Origin of the sequence: Phenylobacterium deserti, assembly GCF_003254705.1 — a bacterium.
In the GTDB taxonomy this organism is placed as follows: domain Bacteria; phylum Pseudomonadota; class Alphaproteobacteria; order Caulobacterales; family Caulobacteraceae; genus Phenylobacterium; species Phenylobacterium deserti.
Genome location: NZ_QFYR01000004.1, coordinates 230,833 through 254,344 on the forward strand (window position 1 = coordinate 230,833; position 23,512 = coordinate 254,344).

The window sequence follows — 23,512 nt, forward strand, 5'->3', positions numbered from 1 at the left end:
TTCCTACATTACGGAGATGGTCCAAGATCGTTCCGAACCCCGCTCCGTCCGCTGCCTCATCATCGGCTCCGGCCCCGCCGGCTACACCGCCGCCATCTACGCGGCGCGCGCCCTGCTCAAGCCGGTCATGATCCAAGGCATTCAGCCGGGCGGCCAACTGACCATCACCACGGACGTGGAGAATTACCCGGGCTTCGCCGACGTCATCCAGGGGCCCTGGCTGATGGAGCAGATGGAGGCGCAGGCCCGTCACGTCGGCACAGAGATCGTCAACGACATCGTCGTGAACGCCGACCTGTCCAAGCGCCCGTTCCGGCTGGAATGCGACAGCGGCGCGGTCTGGCTCGCCGAGACCCTGATCATCGCCACCGGCGCGCAAGCCAAGTGGCTGGGCCTTGAGTCCGAGCAGAAGTTCCAGGGCTTCGGCGTGTCGGCCTGCGCCACCTGCGACGGCTTTTTCTACCGCAACAAGGAAGTGGTGGTGGTCGGCGGCGGCAACACCGCCGTGGAAGAGGCGCTGTTCCTCACCAACTTTGCCTCCAAGGTCACCCTGGTGCATCGGCGCGACGAACTGCGGGCCGAGAAGATCCTCCAGGAGCGCCTGTTCGCCCACCCGAAGGTCGAGGTGGTCTGGAACGCGGCGATCCACGAGGTGGTCGGCCAGCAGGATCCCATGGGCGTCACCGGCGTGAAGCTGAAGGACGCGAACACCGGCGAAGTGAGCGAGATCCCTTGCGACGGCGTGTTCATCGCCATCGGCCACGCTCCGGCCAGCCAGCTGTTCGCCGGCCAGCTGGAGATGGACAGCTCGGGTTATCTGAAGGTGAAGCCGGGCTCGGCCTCCACCGCGATCCAGGGCGTCTACGCCGCCGGCGACGTCACCGACGACGTCTATCGGCAGGCGGTCACCGCCGCCGGCATGGGGTGCATGGCCGCCCTGGAGGCAGTCCGCTTCCTCGCCGAGGAAGACCACCGCAAGGCCAACCATCCCATCAGCCACGCCGAAGCCGAGAAGATCGGCGCCTGGTAAGCTTCAAGGGCAGAGCCGCAAGGCTCCGCCCTCTTCGCATCAGGCGAGGCCTTCGGCTTCCAGGTGCGCCCAGTCGTCGGCGCTCAACGTCGGTCGGGCGGCGGCTTCCAGCACGCCCCGATAGGCTTCCGGCGGCGCGCCCGCCTTCATCCCACCCAGCATTCCCGCCCGCTCGGCGCGGTTCATCGCCGGGATCATCAGGCGCATGAAGGCGACCACGTCCGTCGGCGGCAGGCTGCCGATGATGGCGCCTTCGATGGCTTGAAGCTCGGCGTCGGTGTGGGTCGCGCAAAGCCGCGGCCAGACCTGCGTCTCCTCCTCATGCATGTGCGCCAGGTCCTCAGCCACCAGCTTGCCGAACGCCAGATAGAGCTGGCGGCCCAGGGCTGGACGATCGGACTGGAACGCCACTTCGAGACCAGCGATCTGTGCATCGAGGGCGGCGAAGCGGGCCCGGTGGGCCGTGTGCTCTTCCTCGAGGTGGGCTGTCGCGCCGGCATCGCGAGCTTCCAGTGCCGGGTGGATATGACTGTCCTCGTGCGCGATGTGACTGGCTCCGAGCCGAAGGTGCGCCTTCAGGTCGGACAGCAGCTCGGACACGTCGCCGCCCCAATCGGCCGATCCCAGCCGGGCGAGCAGTTGCGCGTGGCCCAGCCGAAGTCCCTTGTGCACCGGGCCATAGAGGTCCCAGCGGCCGACGTTGGCGACGGCCGGCTCATATTCCAGATCGTACATTTTCCCTCTCCTGCCGGCGCGTCTGCAGACCGGCGATATGTGAGGGGCCTGGTAAACCGGCGTTCGCCCTGATGCTTCCTAAGCTGTTCCTAAGCGGGCGATCGGCTTGCTAAATTGATCCTAACAAGACGCGGGGAGCGGTGACGTCGTGGCGATCGGCCAGGCAGCAGAGGCGAAGCTGGCGGCCTTTCTGGCCGGGCCGGTCATGCTTGTCGCATCGGTGGCCGATCCAGCAGCCAGAGCCGCCACCATCGGCCGGGTCATGGGCGTGCGTCGCGCCCCGCCCGCATCGCTGGACCTGTTCATAGCGGGCGGCCAGTGGACCCGGATGGTGGAGTCCGTCCGCGTGGGCCAGGCGCTGGCGCTCACCCTGTGCCGGCCGGCCACCTATCAGACCCTGCAGCTGAAAGGCCCGGTGACCGCCCTGGTCCGCGCGGACCCTGCGGGCGCGGCCGTGGCGCACGGCTACGCCGAGGTCACCGGCGCTCACCTCGGCGCGCTGGGCGTGGACGCCAGCCAGATGCGGCCGTGGCTGCGGACGGACGATCTGGTCCAGGTGACGTTCACCCCACAGGAAGCCTTTGAACAAACCCCCGGCCCGCACGCCGGATCGCCCATGGCGTTCGGATGAGCGTCCGACTGCGCCAGATCCTCGACTGCTTCGAAGGCGTCATCCCTTCGGTGATCGCCACCGTGGATGCGGACGGCACGCCCAACGTCTCATACCTCTCCCAGGTGTGGTTCGTGGACGACGAGCACGTCGCGCTCTCCAACCAGTTCTTCTCCAAGACCGCCGCCAATGTCGCCGCCACCGGGCAGGCGACGGTGCTGGTGGTCGATGGCCGCACGGGCGCCCAGTACATGCTGGACCTCGCCTGGGTTCGCTCCGAGGCGGCGGGCGACCTCTTCGACCGCATGGCCGCCCACCTGGAGGCCATCAGCACCGTGCACGGCACCGAGCAGGTGATGCAGCTGCGCAGCGCCGAGGTCTATCGGGTGCGCATTTGCTCCCCCGTTCCGGGCAACCCCATCCAGCTGCCGGAGGAGCAGGCGCACGCCCGTGGCGATCGACTGCCGGCGGCGGCCCGGCTGGCCGGCGAGATCGCTGCCGAGACGGACGCCGACGCCATGATCCAGCGCCTGCTGGACGGACTGGGCGAGGCGTTCGGCTACGAGCACGCCATGGTTCTGGTGCCCGAACTGCAGGCGGACCGCCTGATCACCCTGGCCAGCCGCGGCTACCACGCGGGCGGCGCAGGCGCCGAAACGCCGATGGGCCGCGGCGCGGTCGGCATCGCGGCCAAGACCGGACGGGCGGTTCGGCTGTGCGACATGAGCCGCGGACGCCGGCTGGCGCGGGCGGTGGAAAGCCAGGCCGAGCTCGACGAGGGCCGCACCATCCCCCTGCCCGGCCTTGCCGAACCGCAGAGCCAGCTCGCGGCCCCGATGCTGGTGCAGGGCCAAGTGAGCGGCGTCCTGTTTGCCGAAGCCTCGGAGCGGTTCCGCTTCGGACGGGAAGACGAGCAGATCCTCAGCTTGCTGGGGGCCCAGCTCGCCGCAAGCCTGCGGCTGGCCGAACTCGAGGCGCGCTCAGCGCGCGCAGCGGCGGCCGCCCCGGCCGCCCCGGCCCAGGCGCAACGCAGCTTCCAGGTCCGTCACTACGCCTTTGACGACAGCGTCTTCATTGACGGCGATTACGTCATCAAGGGCGTGCCCGGCCGGCTGCTCGCCCACTTCCTGCGCCAGCACCTGGCCGATGGGCGGCGCACCTTCACGAACCGGGAGATCCGGCTCGATGCGTCCCTGCGCCTGCCGGAGCTGAAGGACAATCTGGAGACCCGCCTGATCCTGCTGCGGCGGCGGCTGGACGAACGGGCCGGACCCGTGCGGCTTGCCCGCCCCGGTCGCGGGGTCATCGAGTTGGTTCTGGATGGCGCGCCGTCGCTGGAAACTGTCGCCGCCTGACGGGCAAGGCCGCTACAGCTCAGTTCAAGATTTCGCCCAACCTTCACGCTAGGAGCGCCGCCGCCACCAGGGACGTCGTTCTATGCGGGACAGCGAGCGATACTTGGCGCAGGCCGAAACGGTGCTGCGCATGGCTGCGCGGGCGGAAAGCGGCGCAGAGCGAGAGGTGTACCTGAGCATCGCCGAGGGCTGGCGCAGGCTGGCTGCAGAAGTCCTGCGCAACGAAGGCTCGCGCGACGACTACCAGCGCCTGGAGCGCGAGAAACGCTCCTTCGACCTGAGCCAGGATTGACGACAGAACCCGGACGCGTCAGGCGTGCGGCCGGCGCAGGGCGGGCTTGCCCTCCCCCTCGCCGTCGGGCTGCGCCCCCAACAGCATAGCCGCCAGGTCCGGGCCGCTCTTGCCCTGATCGATGCCTTCCACGACCTGCTGAGCCAGGTTCTTGGCCCCGCCTTCGTGCGGCGCAAAGGCGAGCGGAAGCAGCAGACGGCGCGCATCCTTGGTCTTGCCTTCGATCAGCTGTTGCCGCGCCAGCATCAGGCGGACTCCGCGATCGTGCGGTGCGGCACGGAACGCTGCGATCAGGCCGGTGACGGCGTTCGCGGTCGGGGCGGTGGGGAAACTCGTATAGAAATGGATCAGCGGCTCCGGATGGGTGGAGTCGAGCCGGTTCGCCTGCAGGAAGAGGCGCCGCGCCTCCCGCCACAGGGGCGAATTGGGGTCGTTCGTGGCGATGGCCTGCGCCTGCCGGACCATGCCCTTGTAGATCATCGCTTCGGTGAGCGTCGGATCCGCCGCCAAGGCGCGGTCGGCGGCGGCTTCGGCCTCGGCCAGGTTGCCGGCGTCGAACTCCGCTTCCGCCAGCACGCGCTGGGCCATGGCGTCGTTCGGGAACCTGCCGGCGGCGCGGCGGGCGTCGGGGAGCAGCTTGCGCGCCTCATCCAGCGAAACTCCGCGGGTGGAGCGCATGCGCACCGGCATCGTGGCGTTCTCACCGGCTGTCAGCTCCCGGACCTTCACGTCGCTGGCCTTGACCGGTGGCAAGGTGAGTCGGCCAGCCGCCAGCTTGCCGGCGGCGTAGGCGCGCAGGTCACGATCCATCTGCCGAAGATCGCCGAACGCGGCCTGGGCCGCCTGCAGGGACGGCGTGCCGGTGTTCAGGCCGGTCAGATACTTGGCGAGCTGGCCGTCGCGCGCGGGCGTGAAGTTCAGATAATGGGTCAGCAACCAGCCGCGACCATAGAGCTGCGACAGTTCCACCGTCGAGTACTTGCGCCCGGTCTGCACCATCTCCTCCACCGTCAGCGCGGTCGGCGCGAGGATCTCATAGGCGCGGAACTGCGGCGGGCGACCGACCACCAGCGAGCCGTCGTCCTCGAACACGGTGGTGGCGCAGAACTCAGCGAAGCCCTCCACGTACCAGGACGGATAAGCGGCGCTGAAGTTCGAGAGCATGAAGTGGTGGGCGTACTCGTGCAGCAGGATCAGCTGGCCGCTCCAGCCGTTCTCGCCCTTCACCCTGGTCGGCCGCGGCACGAAGGCGATCGCGCCGCGCGCACGCGGCAAATAGAACCCGCCCACGGAGTCGCCGCCCTTGCCGTACATGGAGCGAATCGCCGCTTCCGAGGGCAGGACGAAGACGGTCAGCTTGCCGGACTTGGCCGGCGCCTCGTTCCGCATGTCGAGCATATGCCGCAGCATGCGGTCGTAGAGCTCGAGCTTCTCGGCATAGGCGACAACCGCCTGCGGCGCTTCTTCCGAATAGACGATGAAGTGGTCGGTGGTGACCTCGCGCCAGTCGGCCAAGGCCTGGGCCGGCCAGCAGATCAGCCACGCAAGAACAAGCCGCCACGCCCAACGCATGCACCACCCCCAGTTGCTGTGGCGGAGCTTACCCGTTCCGGGAAATTGGCAAAGGTGGTTTGAGCGCGCAGCCGGCCGCGTCAGTGCGGCGGGGCGGCGGGGTCAGCTTCGGCCTTGGCGGGCGAGGCGGCGGGCGCAGCGTCCCCCTTCTCCATGGCGGCCAGGCTTTCGTTGATCCGCTTGATCTCTTCCGGGGTCGGCTGGCGGCGGCTGGGCTGCAGCGTTCCCATGACCCGGGTGCGCTGGCCGTCTGGAGCGTTCGGATCGGCGACGGCGTAGGTCTTCACCTCGCCCGCCACGCTCAAGGTCACCTTCTTGCCGGCCGGCAGGCCCTGCGCTTCGGGCGCGAGAAGTCCGCCCTGGGTGCGCGCATCGAGCCCGGCCAGCAGCTGCGGCGTCAGATCCGCCTCGCGTCCCGTGTAGCGTCCAGTGAAGGCGGGCGGCTCGCCCCAGGGCCCGGTCCAGCGATAGAAGATGTGCGCGCCCACCTGGGTCATCTTCACCAGGGTCGGCGCCCAGTAAGGGGCCACATAGGTGGCGTGGTAGTGGGTGGCCGGCCCCACCTCCTTGGCGACGTAGCCGCCGAGCGCGCGGCGGGCCACGCTCATGGCGCGGTTCCAGAGAGCCGGCTCGGGCGCCCAGGCCAGCGAGCCGTCGCAGGTGAAGGTGAACTGGCAGCCGGTGGCGCGCAGCGAGCCCTGGTAGACCACGCCGCAGATCGACTTCGGATAGGCCGGATGGCGAACGCGGTTCAGCACGACCTGGGCCACCGCCTCCTGCCCCTTCAGGGGCTCGCGCGCGGCTTCGTAGTAGACGGCCTGAGCCAGGCACCTCAGCGCCCGGTCGCGATCTCCCGCCGCCGCCTTCAGCACGAACGGGCGCATGGGCCGGATCGGCAGGGGCGCGAAGGGCTTGAGCGCATTGACCTCCACCGCGTCCGGTCCGTCCAGGTAGCCGAGGCCGATGTCGGGGATCTCGCGCGTGTCGAAGGTCTCCCACCCTGTAGGCCGGCCCCAGAAGTCCTTGCGGCGCAGCCAGGGGTCGTGACGTTCCGCCAGCTGCCGCGCGGAAGGGTCCAGCTGGTTGGCGATCTGCTGCAGGGCCGCGTCGGAGATCCCGCCCGCCACCAGACGGCGCTCGCGCGAGGTGAGCTCCACGCCCTCTTCGCCCGCGCAACCGGCCAGCGCCAAGCCCGCGCCGGCCGCCGCCAGCGCCAGGTTCGCCGCCCGTCTTGTCGCGCACCGCAAGCGCATCTGATCCCCTGACCGCGTCCAAGCTGACTGGCTGAAACAGCCCAGGTGGCGTTCGGCTCCCTACAAAGGCCGTCCGCCGCCACATATCGCCCGTTGCGATCCTCCGCCACCGCCCTCATGGTGCAGCCGGTCGCCCGTTGCGGCCGGGGCTTGTTCAGCCCGCAGTCCGAGGAAAGCGCGCCCTCATGTTGCCCCTGCGGCTGATCGCACGCCGTTCCCCGCCTCTTGGCAGCGCCGTGGCCGTCAGCCTGGGCTCCCTGGCCGTAGCGGTGCTGGTGCGGATGATCCTGCTGGGGCCGGAACATGGCTTCGGCCCCTCGGTCACCTTTCTGCCGGCGTTCATCGTCGCCACCCTGTACGGCGGCGGCCGCTGGGGCCTGGCGTCCCTGCTGTTCGCCCTTTTGCTGAACTTCCTCTCGCCCTCGCGTCTGGTCGACGGCCGCGACGCCATGGCCATGACGGTGATGTTCGCCCTCTCCGCCATCATCGCAATCTGGGTCACCTCGGCCTTCCGCAACGCCCTGGTGCGGCTGGAGGAAGCGCGGGTGGATCAGGAGTCCACCCAGGCCGAGCTCGCCGCCACCGAGCAGCGGCTCACGCTCGCCCAGGACGTCGGCGGCGTGGGGCTGTGGGACTGGGATTTCGCCAGCAACGTCCGGCGCTGGTCGACGGTGGTCTACCGCAACTTCGGCATCCCGCCGGGCGATCCGCCAGGTCTGGACACCCTGCTGGCCGCCATCCATCCGGACGATCGCGAAAGTTTCTACCGGGCGCAGGAGAACGCCCGCACGCAAGGCCATCTCGAGCCCGTGGAGTACCGGGTCGTGCACCCGGATGGCTCGACCCGCTGGCTGCTGACCCGCGGCGAGGTGCTGCGTGACGGCGCCGGCAAGCCCGTGCGGGCCCTGGGCGTCAACATCGACGTCACCGAGCGCCGCCTCGCCTTCGAGCAAATGCTGCAGTCGGAAGCGCGCTTTCGGGTGCTGGCGGACAGCGCCCCGATCCTAATGTGGGTGTCGCGGACCGACGGGCGGCGGGAGTTCGCCAATCGCGCCTATGTCGATTTCCTGCGGGTCGACTACGAGGCCGCGATCGCCTTCGACTGGCGCACGGTTCTGCATCCGGACGACCTGGACCGCGTGCTGCGTGAACAGCTCGCCGGGGAGACGTCCCGCAAGCCGTTCACACTGGAAGCGCGCTATCGGCGGTGGGACGGGCAGTTCCGCTGGGTCCGCTCGGTATCCCAGCCGCGCTACAGCCCGACGGGCGAGTTCGAAGGCTTCATCGGGGTCGGGTTCGACGTCAGCGACGCCAAGCGGGCCGAGGCCGACCTGCTGCGCATCAACGACCTGCTGGCCGAGCGGGTGGAGGCGGCGCTGTCCGAGCGCGACCAGGCCGAAGCCGCCCTGCGCCGCGCCCAGAAGCTGGAAGCCGTGGGCCAGCTCACCGGCGGGGTGGCGCACGACTTCAACAACCTGCTGACCGTGATCATCGGCGCCCTGGATCTGATCCAGCGGAACCCCGGCGACAGCGCCCGGGCCGAGCGCATGATCGAGGCGGCCCTTTCGGCCGCCCGGCGCGGCGAGCGGCTGACTCAGCAGCTGCTGGCCTTTTCGCGCCGCCAGGCCCTCCGGCCGGAGTTCGTGCGGATCGACGAGCTGCTGGCGGAAAGCGAGCCTTTGCTGCGCCGCGCCGTAGGCGAGGCGGTCAGCTTCGTGGTGGAGCCCGCAGCTCCCGGCGCTGCCGCTCACGTCGATCCCAGCCAGTTCGAAGCGGCGATCATGAACCTGGTGGTCAACGCGCGCGACGCGACCCCGGCCGGCGGGACGATCCGCCTGGAAAGCGTCCGCTGCGCCATCCGACAGGGCGAGCTGGAGGACGTCGCGGGCGGGGATTACGTCTGCGTGCTGGTCCACGACACTGGACAGGGCATGGACGCCGACACGGTCGGCCGGGTGTTCGAGCCCTTCTTCACCACCAAGGAGCCGGGCCGTGGGACGGGCCTTGGCCTGTCCCAGGTGTACGGCTTCGCGCGCCAGAGCGGCGGCGGGGTGATGATCGACAGCGCGCCCGGGCGCGGCACGACGGTCCGGATCTACCTGCCGCTGGCCCAAGCGGACGTGGCGGCGCCAGACGCTGCGGCCGCGCTCGAGGCGCCCGCCAGATCAGCGCCTCGGCTGCAGGTGCTGCTGGTGGAGGACGACGGCGCCGTCGGCGACATGGTCGAGGCCATGCTGCTCGACCTCGGCCATGCGGTGCTGCGCGCCGACGGACCGGCCGCTGCGCTGCAGATCCTGAGCGAGCCTGCCCGGCGGATCGATCTGCTGCTCACCGACCTGATCATGCCGGGTGACCGGACCGGCGTGGACCTGGCGCATGCGGCCGTGCAGCTACGTCCTGGCCTGCCGGTCATCCTGTCATCCGGCTATACCGGCGAGGCGCTGAATCCGGCGGTGGACGCGCCCTGGCCTCTGCTGCGCAAGCCCTACGCCGCCGCCGAGCTGGCTCGCCTGATCGGAGAGGTGACGCCGCGAACCCGGTGAGCTCGACCAGAGTAGGCGAAAGTCCTTGCGCCTCCGCTGAACGGCGCTATATGTCATTGGTCCGTTATGCTCGAAATGAGCAAAAGGGATGCGCCGAGGGTCCGAACTCCGGCGTCTTTTTTGGGCCAGAGAAATGCTCAATTTGAGCATAAGGAGGGTTCCATGGCCGCCGACGGGTTCCAGTTCGACTTCACGCCTGAGATCGAAGCCGCCACCGCTCCTGCATGGGAGAAGGTGAAGGGCCACGTCACCCCCATGGAATGGCGCCTCCACGCGCCGCTGATCGCCGAGATCAACCGCCTGAAGCGGGCGAAGAACGCGGTGATCCTCGCCCACAACTACATGACGCCCGAGATCTTCCACGGCGTCGGCGATTTCGTGGGCGATAGCCTGGCGCTGGCTAAGGAAGCGGCGCGCTGCGACGCCGAGGTGATCGTCCAGGCGGGCGTTCACTTCATGGCCGAGACCTCAAAGGTCCTGAGCCCCGAGAAGAAGATCCTGATCCCGGACCTCGACGCGGGCTGCTCCCTGGCCTCCTCGATCACCGGCGCGGACGTGCGCCTGATCAAGCAGCGCTACCCGGGCCTGCCGGTGGTCACCTACGTCAACACCACGGCCGACGTGAAGGCCGAGACCGACATCTGCTGCACCAGCGCCAACGCTGTGCAGGTGGTGGAGGAAGCCGCTCGCATGTGGGGCGTCGACCGGGTGATCCTGATTCCCGACGAGTTCCTGGCCCGCAACGTGGCGCGCCAGACGCACGTCGGCATCATCGCCTGGAAAGGCCGCTGCGAGGTGCACGAGCGCTTCACGGCCGAGGACATCCTGGAGATCAAGGCCGCCTATCCGGGGGCTGAGGTCCTGGCGCACCCCGAGTGCCCGGCCGAGGTGCTGGAGGTCTCCGACTTCGCCGGCTCGACGGCGGCCATGAACGACTACGTCATCAGCAAGCGGCCCAAGCAGGTGGTGCTGATCACCGAATGCTCGATGGCCGACAACGTGGCCGCCGATGCGGTCGGCACGGAGTTCGTGCGCCCCTGCAACCTGTGCCCGCACATGAAGCGGATCAGCCTGCAGAACATCTACGAAGCCCTGCTCTATGACCGCTACGAGGTCACCGTCGATCCGGCCGTCGCCGAGCGAGCCCGCCTGGCCGTTCAGCGCATGGTGGACCTGCCGCCGCCGGCCCAGCCCGCCCGCTACGACCTCATCAAGGCCCGCCACCACGTGGCGGTGGAGCTGATCTGATGAAGCTCGAAACCCACGACGGCGTGATCGTCGTGGGCGCGGGCCTCGCCGGCTTGTCCGCGGCCCTGGCGGCCGCTCCGGCCAAGGTCCTGCTGCTCGCGACCGCGCCGCTGAACCACGGCTGCTCGTCCGCCTGGGCGCAAGGCGGCATGGCCGCCGCCCTGTCGGAGGGCGACGATCCCGCGCTCCACGCCGCCGACACGCTGGCGGCTGGCGCAGGGCTGGTGGACGCCGAGATGGCGCGCCTGCTGGCTGAGGAAGGCCCGGACGCGGTTCGCGCGCTCGCCGCCCTTGGCGCGCCGTTCGACCGCACCGAAACGGGCGCCTTCGCCCAAAGCCTGGAAGCCGCGCACTCGCGGGCGCGCGTCGCCCGGGTAAAGGGCGACCAAGCGGGCCGCGCCATCATGGAGGCGGTCACCGCCGCCGCCCTGGCCGCGCCGCACATCAAGGTCCGCACGCCGGTCGCCCTGCGCGGTCTCGTGCAAGACGCCGACGGCGCGGTTCGGGGCGTGGTGGCGGAACAGGACGGCAAGCTCGTCCAGATCCAGGCCCGTGCGGTGATCCTGGCCACCGGCGGAATCGGTGGCCTCTATGCCGTCACCACCACGCCTGCTGAGCTGACCGGCGACGGCCTCGGCCTGGCCGCCATGGCCGGCGCGGTGATCGGCGATCCCGAGTTCGTTCAGTTCCACCCGACGGCGATCGACATCGGCCGCGACCCAGCCCCGCTGGCTACCGAAGCCCTTCGCGGCGAAGGCGCGGTGCTGGTGAACGGATCGGGCGAGCGTTTCATGGCCCGCTACCATCCGGCCGCGGAACTGGCGCCGCGCGACGTGGTCGCCCGCGCCATCCACGCCGAAAGGGCAGCCGGGCGCGGCGCCTTCCTGGACGCCCGCGAGGCGGTGGGCGAACACTTCCCGCACGAGTTCCCGGCCGTGTTCGCCGCCTGCCTCTCGGCCGGCATCGATCCTCGCGTGCAGCCGATCCCCGTGGCGCCAGCCTGCCACTACCACATGGGCGGCATCGTCACGGACACCGACGGACGCACCAGCCTGCCCGGCCTTCTGGCCGCCGGCGAGTGCGCCAGCACCGGCGTCCACGGGGCCAACCGCCTGGCTTCGAACTCCCTGCTGGAGGCGGCGGTGTTCGGCGCCCGGGCCGGACGCGCGGCTCGCGATGCAGAGCCGCTCACGGGTGAGATCCAGCCGGCGCAGGCCGCGCCGGTCCTGCCGCAGGCCGCGCTCCAGTCCCTGCGCCAAGCCATGAGCCGGGAGGCCGGCGTGGTCCGCGACGCCCATGGCCTGCATCGCCTGCTGGACCTCATCGAGGCGTTGGAAGCCGAACACGGCCAAGCCCCCGCCCTGGTCGCTGCGCGCCTGGTGGCCGCCTGCGCCCTCGCTCGCACCGAAAGCCGCGGCGGTCACTTCCGCAGCGACGCCACGGCTGAAGCCGAGCCGCGCCGCACCTTTGTCACTCTCGAGCAGCTGGCGGTTTCAACCGCCCTGCGGATCGCCGCCGAATGATCGAACCGCTTCCCGACGTCCTGATCCGGCCCATCGTCCAGGCCGCCCTGGCCGAGGACCTGGGCCGCGCCGGCGATGTCACCGCCCAGGCCTGCATCCCCGCCGACGCCCGGCTGACCGCAGACTTCGTGGTGCGCAAGCCGGGGACCATCTCCGGCATGGCCTGCGCCCGCCTCGCCTTCCACGAGCTCGACCCAACGGCCGAATTCATCGAGGAGGTCCGTGACGGCGACCACGTCGAGGCCGGAGCGGTCCTGGCCCGCGTCAGCGGCAACGCGCGCGCCGTGCTGTCGGCCGAGCGCACTGCCCTGAACCTGCTGGGCCGCCTTTCTGGCATCGCCACCCTGACACGCGCTTATGTCGCCGCCGTCGAGCACACGGGCGCCCGCATCGTCGACACCCGCAAGACCACGCCTGGCCTGCGCGCGCTGGAAAAGTACGCGGTCCGCTGCGGCGGCGCCGTGAACCACCGCTTCGGTTTGGATGACGCCATCCTGATCAAGGACAACCACGTGGCCGCCTGCGGCTCGGTGGCCGAGGCCGTGCGCCGCGCCAAAGCCGCCGCCGGCCACCTGATGAAGGTCGAGGTGGAGGTGGACCGGCTGGACCAGCTGGACGAAGCCCTGCCCGAAAAGCCCGACGCCATCATGCTGGACAATTTCAGTCTGGATGACCTGCGCGAGGCGGTGCGCCGGGCCTCCGGCAAGGTGGTGCTGGAAGCCTCAGGCGGGGTGAACCTTCAGACCGTGGCCGCCATCGCAGAGACCGGGGTGGGCGTGATCAGCGTCGGCGCCCTCACCCACTCTGTGGGCGTGCTCGACATCGGCCTGGACGCCGCCTAGTCGGCAGGGCGCAGTCCCCGGCTCGACAGGTAGCCGGCGAGGGCCTGAGGATCGGCTTTCGGATCGGCTAGCGCCACATAGGTGTCCGGCCGAAGCAGGTAGAGCGCGTCTTGCGCTAATCCCGCCTCGCCATGGGCGGCCTGCCACGGAAAGACGTGCAGGCGCACGCCCAGCCTGGCGCAGGTGTCTGCGAGCTCCGCGCTCGCTTTGCCATAGACGTGCGCCTGCCAGCCGATCTGCCGCAAGGGTCCGTAGTTGTTGGCGGCCCGCACCCAGGGCAGCCGATCGCCGCCCTTCACCTTGCCGGCCTCACCTGCGCTCAAGGCCATGCCGCGATAGTTCAGGGTGATCTGCGCCACCGTGCGGAAGGCGAACTCCCGCAGCGGCTCGATGGCCAGGACGCGGGGAACCAGCAGCGGAGCGAGACGGGTTCGCACCAGATCGGCGATCCAGCCCTCCGCCGTGGCCGCGGTGAACGCCCGATCCGTGCTGGACACCAGCCGGCGGGCGAAGGCCCGGCGCTCCTCGTCGAAGCTGTCCAGCAGGCTGTCGGGCGCCCGGCCGCCCAGCACCATGGCGAGCTTCCAGGCCAGGTTGATGGCGTCGCCAAGTCCGGTGTTCATGCCCTGCCCACCTGCGGGGCTATGGATGTGCGCCGCATCGCCGAGCAGGAACACGCGGCCCCAGCGGAACCGCTCCGCCACCCGGTGATGCACCCGGTAGGTCGAGAACCAGTTCACCTGCCGCACCTGCAGCTTCAGGTTCTCGATGGCGCGTTGGCTGACATCTTCCCAGCGCAGGGTCTCGGCGTCGGCCCGCTCGTCCCGCACCGTTCCAATCAGCCTGGCCCGCCCGTTTCCGCCCAGCGGGAAGACGGCCATGAAGTCGGCCTCCTCCAGGTCGATGTGCAGCTCGCCATCCATCGCGGCGCCGTCGCCCTCGATGTCCGCCACATAGAACAGCTGGCGGTAGGTGCCGCCCTCGAAGCCGGCGTCCAGCGACTTGCGCACCACGGACCGCGCGCCATCGCATCCGACTAGGAAGTCCGCATCGCAGACCTCTTCGCTGTCCCCGCGGCGAAGCCTGGCCTGCACCCGCGCCCCCGAGGCCTCGAAGCCGGCGAGCTCCACCTCCCGCTCGACCTCCACGCCCAACTGCGCCAGGCGCTCGATCAGCAGCCGCTCGTGCCGGTCCTGCGGATAGGTCAGCAGAAAGGAATAGAGCGTCAGACCTTCGCCGACGTCCTCAAAGCCGACCCGAGCCGCGCGCTCGCCCCGAACCCAGAGGTTCACGCCGGGGGTTTTGTGCCCGCCGGCGACCACCGCGTCGGTCAGTCCGAGCTGGGTGTAGAGCTCCAGAGTGCGCGCCTGCACGGCGACGGCGCGCGAGGTCGTGCCCGCTTCGGCCAGCCGATCGACGATCCGCACCCGCACGCCCTGCCGCGTCAACCATAGGGCCAGCACGAGCCCCGTCGGCCCTGCTCCGCAGATCAGCACCTGGGTGGACATCGCAGGATCTCCAGCGGCTCAGCTCTACAACCGCCGGCGGTGCTTGGAGGTTCGCCGGACGTCCTCCCCTCGGCCCCGCCTAGCCATCTGAGCCGTAGGAACCGGCCTTCCCGCGTCGGGTTCACTCCCGGACAAGGAGGACCCACACCATGTCGAAAGCTCCCCCCATTCCGCCGGAACAGCGGTCCTATCCGGGCGAGAAGCCGGACATCGCCGGGGCCAACCGCGACCCTCGCGACAACGTCACGGACCTGCAATCCAACCAGCCGGGCGATGACGACGTGAACATCGACCAGCAGGGTCGTCACGGCGGTATCAATCAGAACACCCATCACCAGGGCTATCAGCAGGACCGCTAAATGCCTGACAAGCACCCCAACACCGAACGATGGGGCGGCCCGGGCGCGAGCCATGAGGATCGCTCCAAGCCGCAGCCGCCCCGCGACGATCATCGGGCGGACGGCGAAGCCACCAACACCGCCTACAGCCACAGCTCCGGCGGCGGCGGCGAACGCGACCGGCGCCACGCCCATGACGACGGCGCCAAGCGCACGCACCAGGAAAACAGCGAGCAACGCGCCAAGCCCTGACGGGACCGCATTCGCGCGACGATGAACGGCCGGGCTCCTGCCCGGCCGTTTTGCTTTGAGGCTTCGGTGACACGCTGGGGCGAAGCGCCGTAAACTCCCGGCTCGTCGGGGAGGTACGGGTCCAATGTTCAGCGAAGACGAAGATCAGCGCCTGGCGGTCCTGCGCGAGTACCAGATCCTCGACACACCGCCCGAAGCCGCGTTCGACCGCATCACCGCCCTGGCGGCCGAGCTCTTCGACGCGCCGATCGCAGCCGTCAGCCTCGTCGACGAGGACCGGCAGTGGTTCAAATCCGTGGTGGGCCTGGACACGCGGCAGACTCCGCGCGAGCAGGCGTTCTGCGCCCACACCATCGTCAACGACGACGTCTTCGTCGTGACCGACGCCGAGATGGACGAGCGGTTCCGGCACAACCCGCTGGTGACCGATGCGCCCAAGATCCGCTTCTACGCCGGCGCGCCCCTGCGGCTGCGCAGCGGACAGCGTCTGGGCTCGCTGTGCGTGATCGACCGCTCGCCGCGCGAGCCGCTCACCGAGGACCAGAAGCGGCGGCTCGCCACCCTGGCCGCCATCGTCGTCAACGAGATGGACCTGCGGCTGATGAACGAGCGCTACGCGCTGATGAGCCGTCGGGCGGAAGCGGCGACGGAGGCCAAGAGCGAGTTCCTGGCCAATATGACCCACGAACTGCGCACGCCACTGACCAGCGTGATCGGCTTCACCAGCCTGTTGGCCGGCACCGGCGATCTGGGCGAGCGCGAGCGCAATCTGGCGAACAAGGCGAAGGTCGCCAGCGAGAAGCTGCTGACAATCGTCAACGACGTCCTGGACCTCGCCCGCCTGGAGGCCGGCGCGGTCGAGCTCCCGCAGGACACGGTGGACGTGGGCGAGGTTGCGGTCTCCGCCCTCGAGCTGTTCGGCCAGCGGGCGGCGGACAAGGGCCTGCGCCTGAATGCGGACATCGCCGCCGGCAAGATCGACGTGCGCGGCGACGCCGCCCGCCTGCGCCAGGTGCTGGTGAACCTGCTCGGCAATGCCGTGAAATTCACCGAGGCTGGCGAGATCACCCTGCGCATCCGCAAAGCGGACTCCCAGGTGCTGGCCGAGGTTTCCGACACCGGCATCGGCATCCCCGCCGACCAGCTGGACAAGGTGTTCGAGCGGTTCGAGCAGGGCGGCGCCACCGTGGCCCGCAAGTTCGGCGGCACGGGCCTGGGCCTCGCCATCTCCAAGCGCCTGGCCGAGCAGATGGGCGGGACCATCACCGTGCACAGCCAGGTCGGCCAGGGCAGCACCTTCACCGTCGCCTTGCCTGCGGCCTAGGGAGCGGCTGCTCGATCGCAGTCGAGCAACGGTTCGAAGGCTCGCGCCCGACCCGCGATCTCGAGCACCGGCCGGGTCTGCTGCGCCCAGCGGAAGCGGCCGGCCTTCAGCGCCTGCAACTCGCCAGCGCATAGCCGCATGGAGCCGACCTGCCGCCAGCCTTCCGGCGTCCGCCCGTAGACGCCCTGCTGCATGGCGCCGAGGATCGCCACTTCGGCTCCTGGGTTGGGCGCAAGGTCGATGACAAAGGCCAGGCATCGGTTCTCGCCATGGCCGCAACTTCGGGTCGGTTCTTCGAACTGCGGCCAGGCCGTCTGGCTGAGGAAATCGGCAGGCAAGGCTGCGCCGACCACCTGCAGCTTGGCCGGCGTGACGGCGGTCGCCACCACCTCCTGCGTGCTGCGTGTCTGACGCGCCAGCGCGGCGGCGGCGCGAGCGCGGACGGCGGCCGGATCGGCGCCCGCGCCGTCTCGCGCCAGGGTCTGCAGGGCTCGCTTGCCCCGGTCGCCCGCATCCCAGCGTAGGAAGCTGTAGTCGAACAGCTCGGCGCTGACCTTGCCGCTGCGCAGGCGATCCACCTGGTCGTTCACCGACAGCCGCACCGGATCAATCACCGGCGAGAAGACCAGCACGATCAGCGCCACGACCAGATGCGCCGCCACGATGTTGGTAGGCTCCAGCCGGCGCATCCACGGCCCTCGGGTCACCGCCGCCCAGGCGTAGCCAAAGCCGTAGACCGCCGCGGGCACGAGGCAGACCAGGGCGTAGATCCGGTCCGGCGTCAGACCCCGCTGCGCCACCCGCAAGCCCACGCCGTAGAGGGCGATCAGCGCCAGCGGCACGAGCACCAGGCTCGCCGCCCGAACGGTCCAGCGGAGCACCGCGGGCGGGAAGTCCGGACGCTCTCCGTCCTGATAGGCCGCGTTAATCAGGATGATCAGGGCGGCCGCCGCGCCCAGCAGGATCGGACTCGCCTTGCCGGTCTCCCAGAGCGGGGCAAGTCCGGTGAACGGCAAGCTCAACAGGAAGCCCGCGGCGATCAGGGTCATGACCGGCGCGAGCCACGCCAGCAGGGTCAGGCCGAGCGTCCGCGCGCCACGCACCAGCGCCGCCCGAACGTCCGTGAGGTGAATGGCCATTGCGAAGAACAGGGTGGTCACCGGAATGGCGAACCAGCCGCGCTGGATCAGCTGTCCCACGATCTCCAGCCCGATCAGGCCGAAAAGCGCCGCGGCCAGGGCCAGCAGCAGCCAAAGGGCGCCCACGAAGGCGGCGGCGAGCACAAGCCGCACGCCGTCGCGCCAACCGTCGTCGAAGTAGCGGCCGTAGCTTGCTCGCCACCGGCCCTCACCATCGGCCGGCCCGATCAGATGATGGACGATGAACAGGGCCGCGCCCAGGAACAGGATCAGCGGCGCGGAGGGCCAGTGGGCGCCCTGCTCGGGGCCTTGTCCGAACGCGACGTCATAGGCGGCCAGCGCGCCGCAGAGCGCGGCGGCGGCCAGGCTCCAGATCATCAGCACGCGCGCCCGCAGGACGCCGTATCCGCCCAGCAGCACCACCGGGGTGAACAGGGCGGCAAGGTTCAGCCCCGCCAGCAGCGCCCGCGGCCCGCCCTCCGGCGCTTTGGAGAGGGCGTACAGCGCCAGGCCCTGGACCGCTCCGATCGCCAGCCGAACCGCGATCAACCGCCGCGCCGCCGGCTGCTCCCCCTCGCCCATGCCACGCTCCTTGTCAGAGCCAAGCTTGGCATGAGGGGCGGCCATTCGCCACCTTGGGTTGGCGGCCTCCCGCTCAGGCGGGCTCGAGCCGCCGCGCCGCCTCCAGCGCCGCCTCCATCCGCTGGCGCGGCAGATCGCCCAGCAGGCTGTCGTAGATCTCCCGCACGCGGGGCGGCGCAAGCTCGGGGCGGCCGGCGTTGAACGGCGGGGCGGGCGCATACTCCAGGCCCAGTTGAACGGTCTGGGCCAGATCATCGCCGAACAGCTCGGCCAGAAGCACCAGTGCGAAGTCGATGCCGGCGGTGACGCCGCCGCCGGTGATGATCCGCCCGTCTCGCGCCACCCGGCTGTCGTCGATGATCGCGCCAAAGGGAACCAGCAGCTCGCGCCAGGCCCAGTGGCAGGCCGCCCGCTTGCCATGGAGGAAGCCCGCCGCCCCCAGGATCAGCGAGCCGGTGCAGACGCTGGTCAGGTAGCTGGCGGAGAAGCCCAGCCGACGGATCTCGGCCATAAACGCCTCGTCCAGCATGGCGTCCGTGGTCCCGAACCCGCCGGGCACGCAGAGCACATCGCACCGTTCGATGGCCAGCAGGTCGTCGAGCCGCGCGAAGGTCAGGCCATCGGCGGTGATGTCCCGGCCGTGCATGGACGCCACCTTCACCTCCACGAACGGCGCGCGGCTCAGCACCTGGTGCGGACCGGTGAAGTCGAGGTGCGTGACGCCGTCGTACAGCGCGATCACGATCGTCAGCTTCTTCATGTCAGTTCCCTCGTTTGACGCCAGAAGCATTCCAGGCTTAGCTGCAAGGAGCGATGACATTGTTCCCTCGGATTCTGCCATGACGCGCCACCTGGCGATGGTGATCTTCCCGGGCTTCCAGCTGCTGGACGCCGCTGGGCCGATCACCGCCTTTGAAGTCGCCGAGCGGTTCTCGCCGGGCGCCTACTCCATGGAAGTGGTGGCGCAGGAGCCGGGCCCGGTCGCCAGCTCCTCCGGCGTGTCCTTCGAAGCCGAGCCGCTCGGCGATGGGCCCTACGACACAGTGATCGTGGCAGGTGGCGAGGGAACCCGCGCTTTCGGCGCACTCGTCCCCACCACCGCTTGGCTTCAGCGTCAGTTCCAGCAGGTGCGACGGATGACCAGCGTCTGCTCAGGCGCCTACCTGCTGGCTGAAGCGGGACTACTGGAGCAGCGCCGCTGCACCACCCACTGGGCTTTGTCGGATCAGTTCGCGCGCCGCTTCCCGCAGGCGCGCCTGCAGCCCGACCGCATCTTCGTGCGCGACGGCTCCGTGTGGACCTCCGCCGGGATCACCGCCGGCATCGACCTCGCCCTGGCGCTGATCGAGGAGGACCTTGGTCTGGAGATCGCCCGCCGGACCGCTCAGCAGCTGGTTGTCCATCAACGCCGCCCCGGAGGTCAGTCCCAGTTCTCGGCCCTGCTGGACGCGGGCGGCGCGACCGGCCGCTTCGCCGAGCTGACCGACTGGATCCGCAACAACCTTTCGGAGCCCCTGACGGTCGAGCAGCTGGCCGAGCAGGCCTGCATGAGCCCGCGCAACTTCGCCCGCGCCTTCGTGTCCGAGACCGGTACGACGCCCGCCAAGGCGGTGGAGCGCCTGCGGCTGGACGCGGCCCGCACGCTGGTGGAGGCCGGAGGCGAGCCTATCGACCGCGTGGCGCTCACTACCGGCTTTGGCGATCCGGAGCGTATGCGCCGGGCTTTCCTGCGCGCCTTCGGCCAGCCGCCTCAGGCCCTGCGCCGCATGGCGCGCGCCTGAAACGAAAAACGAACGACTCCGCATCTATGGTTATTGCGCGGGGCGGCCCGCCGGCGGACGTCGGCTGGGTGTGACCCTGACGGTTTCACCTGGAGTCCTCCGTGCTGCGTAAGCTTGCCCTCGCCCCGATCGCGATGACCCTCGCCTGCGCGCCAGCCGGCGCTCTGGCGGCCCAAGCCGATGAGGGCTGGTCCTTCTCGGGCTCCATGCGTCTGCGTCACGAGACGGTCGACAACCAGGTGCGCCCCGGCTTCAACCAGTCCGAAGACCTCGTCAGCCTGCGGACCACGCTCGGCGCCGAGTACAATAGCGGCCCGCTCACCCTGGCTGCGGAGATGTACGACAGCCGCGTCTTCAAGGGCGACAGGCGCAGCCCGATCAGCACCAACGAGGTGAACACCTTCGAAGTCGTGCAGGCCTACGCCTCCCTCCAGGGCGAGGCCGGCGTTCTGGGTAAGAGCCGCCTCACGGCCGGTCGCATGATGCTGAACCTCGGCTCCCGCCGCCTGGTGGCCGCCGACGACTACCGCAACACCACCAACAGCTACACGGGCCTGCGCCTGGACGCCCAGCCGGCCGGCGTCAGGACCACCTTCATCTACGTCCTGCCGCAGGTCCGCCTCCCGGACGGCATCGACAACCTCCTCGACGCACGCCACCACGTCGATCGCGAAGGCAGCCAGCAAGTGCTGTGGGGCGTGCTCGCGGCCAAGCCCAAGACCGTCGGTCCCGCCACCCTGGAGGGCTACTACTTCCGCCTGGACGAGACCGACACGCGGTATGCGGCGACCCGCGATCGCAAGCTCGACACCTACGGCGGTCGTCTGTTCGTCGAGCCGAAGAAGAGCCGCTTCGACTTCGAGGTGGAAGCCATCGGTCAAACTGGAACGATCAGCGCAGACCTGACCCCCACGGCCCGGGAGCTGGAGGCCAAGGCGCACTTCGTCCACGCCGATGCAGGCTACACCTTCGCCCACGCCTGGAAGCCGCGCCTGTCGGCCGAGTTCGACCTCGCCACCGGTGATGAGCGGGGCGGCAAGTTCGACCGCTTCGACACCCTGTTCGGCATGCGCCGGGCCGACTTCGGTCCGTCCGGAATCTACGCCGCCATTCACCGCAGCAACATCGTCACTCCGGGCTTGCGTCTGGAGTTCGAGCCGTCGGACCGCATGGACGCCTTCATCAGCGCCCGCAGCATGTGGCTGGAGGTCCAGGAGGACTCCTTCTCCACCACCGCCGTTCGCGACGCCTCCGGCCGGTCGGGCCGCTTCGCCGGCAATCAGGTCGAAGGCCGCGTCCGTTATTGGTTCATCGAGGACCGGCTGCGTGGCGAGGTGGACGCCCTGTGGCTCGACAAAGGCCGCTTCCTGCGCGAGGCGCCGAACGCGCCCCGCAGCGGCGACGAGACCTACCTGTCCCTCAACCTCCTGGCCTCGTTCTAGAAGTTGTAGTCCAGCCGGAGGAACACGCTGCGCGGCGCGCCGTAGTAGGACTGCGCCCACATCAGGCTGTTCAGGTGCTTCTCGTCGGTGACGTTGCGTACGTTCACGGTCGCGCGGACCTGTTCGGTCAGGTTGATCGCGGCCGACAGGTCCAGCAGGCCGTAGGCGTCCTGAGTGACAGGCAGAAGGTCCATGCCTTCGATGTCGTCCTGCCAGCGCAGAGCGGCGCCGAGGGTCAGGTCGCGCAGCTCCGGAACGGCGTAGGTGGCCATCAGCTTCAGGGTCTTGCGCGGGGTGTAGAGCCGGATCTCGCTTCCGTCCTCGCCCTCGATCTCCAGCTGGGTCCAGCCGGCGCTCACCGACCAGTTGTCGTTCAGCGCGCCGACCGCTTCGAGTTCATAGCCGGTCACTTCCGTGTCGACGCCGGCGTAGTAGCTCTTGGCGCTGTCGGCGAAGGTCCCGGCGAACTCCGCAAGGTCCGCCTGCTCGGCCTTGAACACCGCCGCCGTGGCGTAGAGCCGGCGGTCGAACCATTCGCTCTTCACGCCCGCCTCATAGCTCTTGCCGTGGGCGGGGGGCAGGCGCTGGCGGTTCACGTCCACTTCGGACTGCGGATTGAAGATGTCCGTGTAGCTCGCATAGAGCGAGACCTGGTCGGAAAGGTCGAAAACCGCACCCAGGTACGGGCTCACCTGCGACTCGTCGCGCCCGGCGTCCACGCCATAGGAGAAGCCCTTGGTCTTCACCTTCAGCCAGTTGGCGCCGACCACCAGCTTCAACCTGTCGGTGACCTCGAGGTGGGCCGCCGCGTAGAGCCGGTAGAGCCGGTCGAGCTCGTCCTCGGCCCGGTAGGCGCCCGGGTAGCTGGGCTCCAGCAGGGCCGCGCGACCAAGCTGGCCGATCGCCGGATAGATGACCGTGTCGGGCGAGAAGTTCTCGTATTCCACCGAATTGGATTCCGACGCCTGACCGCCGATCACGGCTTGGTGCGTGCGCCCGAACAGCTCGAACGGGCCCGACGCATAGCCGTCGACGATCCAGCTCTCGTATTCCGACGGATAGATGCCGCTCATCCCGGCGACGCCCAGGCCCGTCACCGGGTCCGGATTGCCGTAGGCGTAGAGCAGCTTGGCCTCTTCCTCGAAGCGCTTGTAGGTGGCCACGCCCTTCAGGCTCCAGCCGTTGTCGAACCGGTAGTCGAGTTCGCCGAAGGCGGTCTGGTCCCGGACGTTCCAGTAGGTCCAGTCGGCGGACGTGGAGGCCGACACCGGATAGTCGACCCGCGTGCCGTCCGAGTAGAGCAGCGGCAAGGCGCCCCACAGATTGCCCTTGGAGCGGTTGTCGTTCATCGACCAGCCCGCCGTCGCCGTCAGCTTCGGCGTCGCGTCCCAGGCCAGCAGCGCTCCGTAGACGTTGCGGTTCTGCCGGTAGTGGTCGAGGTAGCTCTCACGGTCCTGGTTGGCGTAGATCAGCCGGCCGCGCACGCTGCCGTCCGCGTTCAGCGGCCCCGACACGTCCGCTTCCAGCCGCAGGTCGCTCCACGAACCGTACTGGACCGCCAGGTTGCCCCGCCGCTCCGCCGTCGGGCGTTTGCGGATGTAGTTGACCGTGGCCGACGGATTGCCGGTGCCGGTCATCATGGAGTTGGCGCCGCGCACGATCTCGACGCGGTCAAACAGCACCGTGTCCAGGTCGCCGAACTGAATTCCCCAGATCAGCGGCAGACCGATGCCGTCCACCTGGAAGTTGGTGATGTCGAAGCCGCGCGAGTTGTAATAGGTCCGGTCGGTCTCGACCTTCTCCACGTTCACGCCCGGCGACTGCACCAGCAGGGTGTTCACGTCCGTCAGCGCGAACTGCCGGATGCGCTCCTGGGTGATCTGGGTCACGGACTGGGGCGTCTCGCGCAGGGAGAGGTCCAGACCAATCACGGCGGAGGTGCGCGCCCGGTCGCCCGTGACCACCAGACCTTCGACTTCCTGCACCTCGGAAGCGGACACGTCCGCCGCCGCAGCGACGACCGCTTCCGCCGATGCGACGCCGCACCAGGCCGCCGCCACGAGGAAGGTGCTGGCGAACAGCGAAAGACGAGGGGACATGGCGCTCCAACCGGTTGCAATTGCGAATTAGTCGCAGCTACTAG

The 23,512-nt window shown here is 69.5% G+C and carries 20 protein-coding genes; 13 read left to right on the top strand and 7 right to left on the bottom strand.

The annotated features are described in order from the left end of the window. The first annotated feature begins 16 nt into the window (after positions 1-16). Entirely contained in the window at positions 17-1,030 is a 1,014-nt protein-coding gene (gene trxB / locus DJ018_RS15860) for a thioredoxin-disulfide reductase (protein WP_111515947.1), read from the top strand. A gap of 39 nt (positions 1,031-1,069) precedes the next feature. Here the strand turns inward: trxB and DJ018_RS15865 are convergent, their stop codons facing one another. Beyond that, a complete protein-coding gene (locus DJ018_RS15865) occupies positions 1,070-1,765 on the bottom strand; it encodes a hemerythrin domain-containing protein (RefSeq protein WP_111515948.1) in 696 nt (231 codons plus the stop codon). A 148-nt stretch (positions 1,766-1,913) separates the two neighbouring features. Here DJ018_RS15865 and DJ018_RS15870 point away from each other — a divergent pair, with 148 nt between their 5' ends. The 3 genes from DJ018_RS15870 to DJ018_RS15880 all read left to right on the top strand — a co-directional run bounded on the left by DJ018_RS15870 (position 1,914) and on the right by DJ018_RS15880 (position 4,022). Continuing rightward, the gene (locus tag DJ018_RS15870) at positions 1,914-2,396 is read left to right on the top strand and encodes a hypothetical protein (RefSeq protein ID WP_111515949.1); all 483 of its coding nucleotides are present in this window, start codon (positions 1,914-1,916) and stop codon (positions 2,394-2,396) included. Continuing rightward, the gene (locus DJ018_RS15875) at positions 2,393-3,730 is read left to right on the top strand and encodes a GAF domain-containing protein (protein WP_111515950.1); all 1,338 of its coding nucleotides are present in this window, start codon (positions 2,393-2,395) and stop codon (positions 3,728-3,730) included. The genes DJ018_RS15870 and DJ018_RS15875 overlap by 4 nt, the downstream gene beginning before the upstream one ends. A gap of 103 nt (positions 3,731-3,833) precedes the next feature. Beyond that, positions 3,834-4,022 carry a hypothetical protein gene (locus DJ018_RS15880; RefSeq protein ID WP_133254315.1) on the top strand — a complete coding sequence of 63 codons (189 nt, stop codon included), beginning with the start codon at positions 3,834-3,836 and terminating at the stop codon, positions 4,020-4,022. An 18-nt stretch (positions 4,023-4,040) separates the two neighbouring features. On the opposite strand, the gene DJ018_RS15885 is transcribed toward DJ018_RS15880, so the two are convergent. Both DJ018_RS15885 and DJ018_RS15890 read right to left on the bottom strand, forming a co-directional pair. Next, the gene (locus DJ018_RS15885; protein ID WP_111515952.1) at positions 4,041-5,594 is read right to left on the bottom strand and encodes a hypothetical protein; all 1,554 of its coding nucleotides are present in this window, start codon (positions 5,592-5,594) and stop codon (positions 4,041-4,043) included. 80 nt (positions 5,595-5,674) lie between these two features. After that, complete coding sequence (locus DJ018_RS15890; protein WP_111515953.1) at positions 5,675-6,847, bottom strand: cell wall hydrolase; 1,173 nt, start codon at positions 6,845-6,847, stop codon at positions 5,675-5,677. A 185-nt stretch (positions 6,848-7,032) separates the two neighbouring features. On the opposite strand from DJ018_RS15890, the gene DJ018_RS15895 reads away from it, so the two are divergent. From DJ018_RS15895 to nadC, 4 genes are all read left to right on the top strand, one after another. Then, entirely contained in the window at positions 7,033-9,390 is a 2,358-nt protein-coding gene (locus tag DJ018_RS15895) for a hybrid sensor histidine kinase/response regulator (protein WP_111515954.1), read from the top strand. A gap of 162 nt (positions 9,391-9,552) precedes the next feature. After that, on the top strand, positions 9,553-10,638 hold the full coding sequence (nadA, locus tag DJ018_RS15900; RefSeq protein ID WP_111515955.1) for a quinolinate synthase NadA: 1,086 nt from the start codon (positions 9,553-9,555) through the stop codon (positions 10,636-10,638). Then, complete coding sequence (locus DJ018_RS15905; protein ID WP_111515956.1) at positions 10,638-12,161, top strand: L-aspartate oxidase; 1,524 nt, start codon at positions 10,638-10,640, stop codon at positions 12,159-12,161. Before nadA ends, DJ018_RS15905 begins: the two co-directional genes overlap by 1 nt. Further along, positions 12,158-13,003, top strand: coding sequence for a carboxylating nicotinate-nucleotide diphosphorylase (gene nadC, locus DJ018_RS15910; RefSeq protein ID WP_111515957.1), 846 nt, complete (start codon positions 12,158-12,160; stop codon positions 13,001-13,003). Before DJ018_RS15905 ends, nadC begins: the two co-directional genes overlap by 4 nt. Here the strand turns inward: nadC and DJ018_RS15915 are convergent. Then, positions 13,000-14,511: an FAD-dependent monooxygenase gene (locus tag DJ018_RS15915; RefSeq protein ID WP_111515958.1), complete on the bottom strand. Its 1,512-nt coding sequence runs from the start codon at positions 14,509-14,511 to the stop codon at positions 13,000-13,002. The two genes, nadC and DJ018_RS15915, sit on opposite strands and share 4 nt — an antisense overlap. Positions 14,512-14,660: 149 nt before the next feature. On the opposite strand from DJ018_RS15915, the gene DJ018_RS15920 reads away from it, so the two are divergent. The 3 genes from DJ018_RS15920 (at position 14,661) to DJ018_RS15930 (ending at position 16,425) form a co-directional block, all read left to right on the top strand. After that, entirely contained in the window at positions 14,661-14,870 is a 210-nt protein-coding gene (locus DJ018_RS15920; protein WP_111515959.1) for a hypothetical protein, read from the top strand. Next, positions 14,871-15,101: a hypothetical protein gene (locus DJ018_RS15925; protein ID WP_111515960.1), complete on the top strand. Its 231-nt coding sequence runs from the start codon at positions 14,871-14,873 to the stop codon at positions 15,099-15,101. 124 nt (positions 15,102-15,225) lie between these two features. Continuing rightward, entirely contained in the window at positions 15,226-16,425 is a 1,200-nt protein-coding gene (locus DJ018_RS15930) for a GAF domain-containing sensor histidine kinase (protein ID WP_111515961.1), read from the top strand. Here the strand turns inward: DJ018_RS15930 and DJ018_RS15935 are convergent. Both DJ018_RS15935 and DJ018_RS15940 read right to left on the bottom strand, forming a co-directional pair. Then, positions 16,422-18,146, bottom strand: coding sequence for a DUF4153 domain-containing protein (locus DJ018_RS15935; RefSeq protein ID WP_165842948.1), 1,725 nt, complete (start codon positions 18,144-18,146; stop codon positions 16,422-16,424). The two genes, DJ018_RS15930 and DJ018_RS15935, sit on opposite strands and share 4 nt — an antisense overlap. Before the next feature lie 73 nt (positions 18,147-18,219). Further along, positions 18,220-18,906: a DJ-1/PfpI family protein gene (locus tag DJ018_RS15940; RefSeq protein WP_111515963.1), complete on the bottom strand. Its 687-nt coding sequence runs from the start codon at positions 18,904-18,906 to the stop codon at positions 18,220-18,222. 79 nt (positions 18,907-18,985) lie between these two features. On the opposite strand from DJ018_RS15940, the gene DJ018_RS15945 reads away from it, so the two are divergent. Together DJ018_RS15945 and DJ018_RS15950 are read left to right on the top strand one after the other, a co-directional pair. Beyond that, positions 18,986-19,927, top strand: coding sequence for a GlxA family transcriptional regulator (locus DJ018_RS15945; RefSeq protein WP_111515964.1), 942 nt, complete (start codon positions 18,986-18,988; stop codon positions 19,925-19,927). Between the two features lie 101 nt (positions 19,928-20,028). Then, complete coding sequence (locus DJ018_RS15950; RefSeq protein ID WP_205853787.1) at positions 20,029-21,369, top strand: alginate export family protein; 1,341 nt, start codon at positions 20,029-20,031, stop codon at positions 21,367-21,369. On the opposite strand, the gene DJ018_RS15955 is transcribed toward DJ018_RS15950, so the two are convergent. Continuing rightward, positions 21,366-23,468, bottom strand: a complete 2,103-nt coding sequence (locus DJ018_RS15955) for a TonB-dependent siderophore receptor (RefSeq protein WP_111515966.1) — start codon at positions 23,466-23,468, stop codon at positions 21,366-21,368. The genes DJ018_RS15950 and DJ018_RS15955 overlap by 4 nt on opposite strands. Between the last annotated feature and the right edge of the window lie 44 nt (positions 23,469-23,512).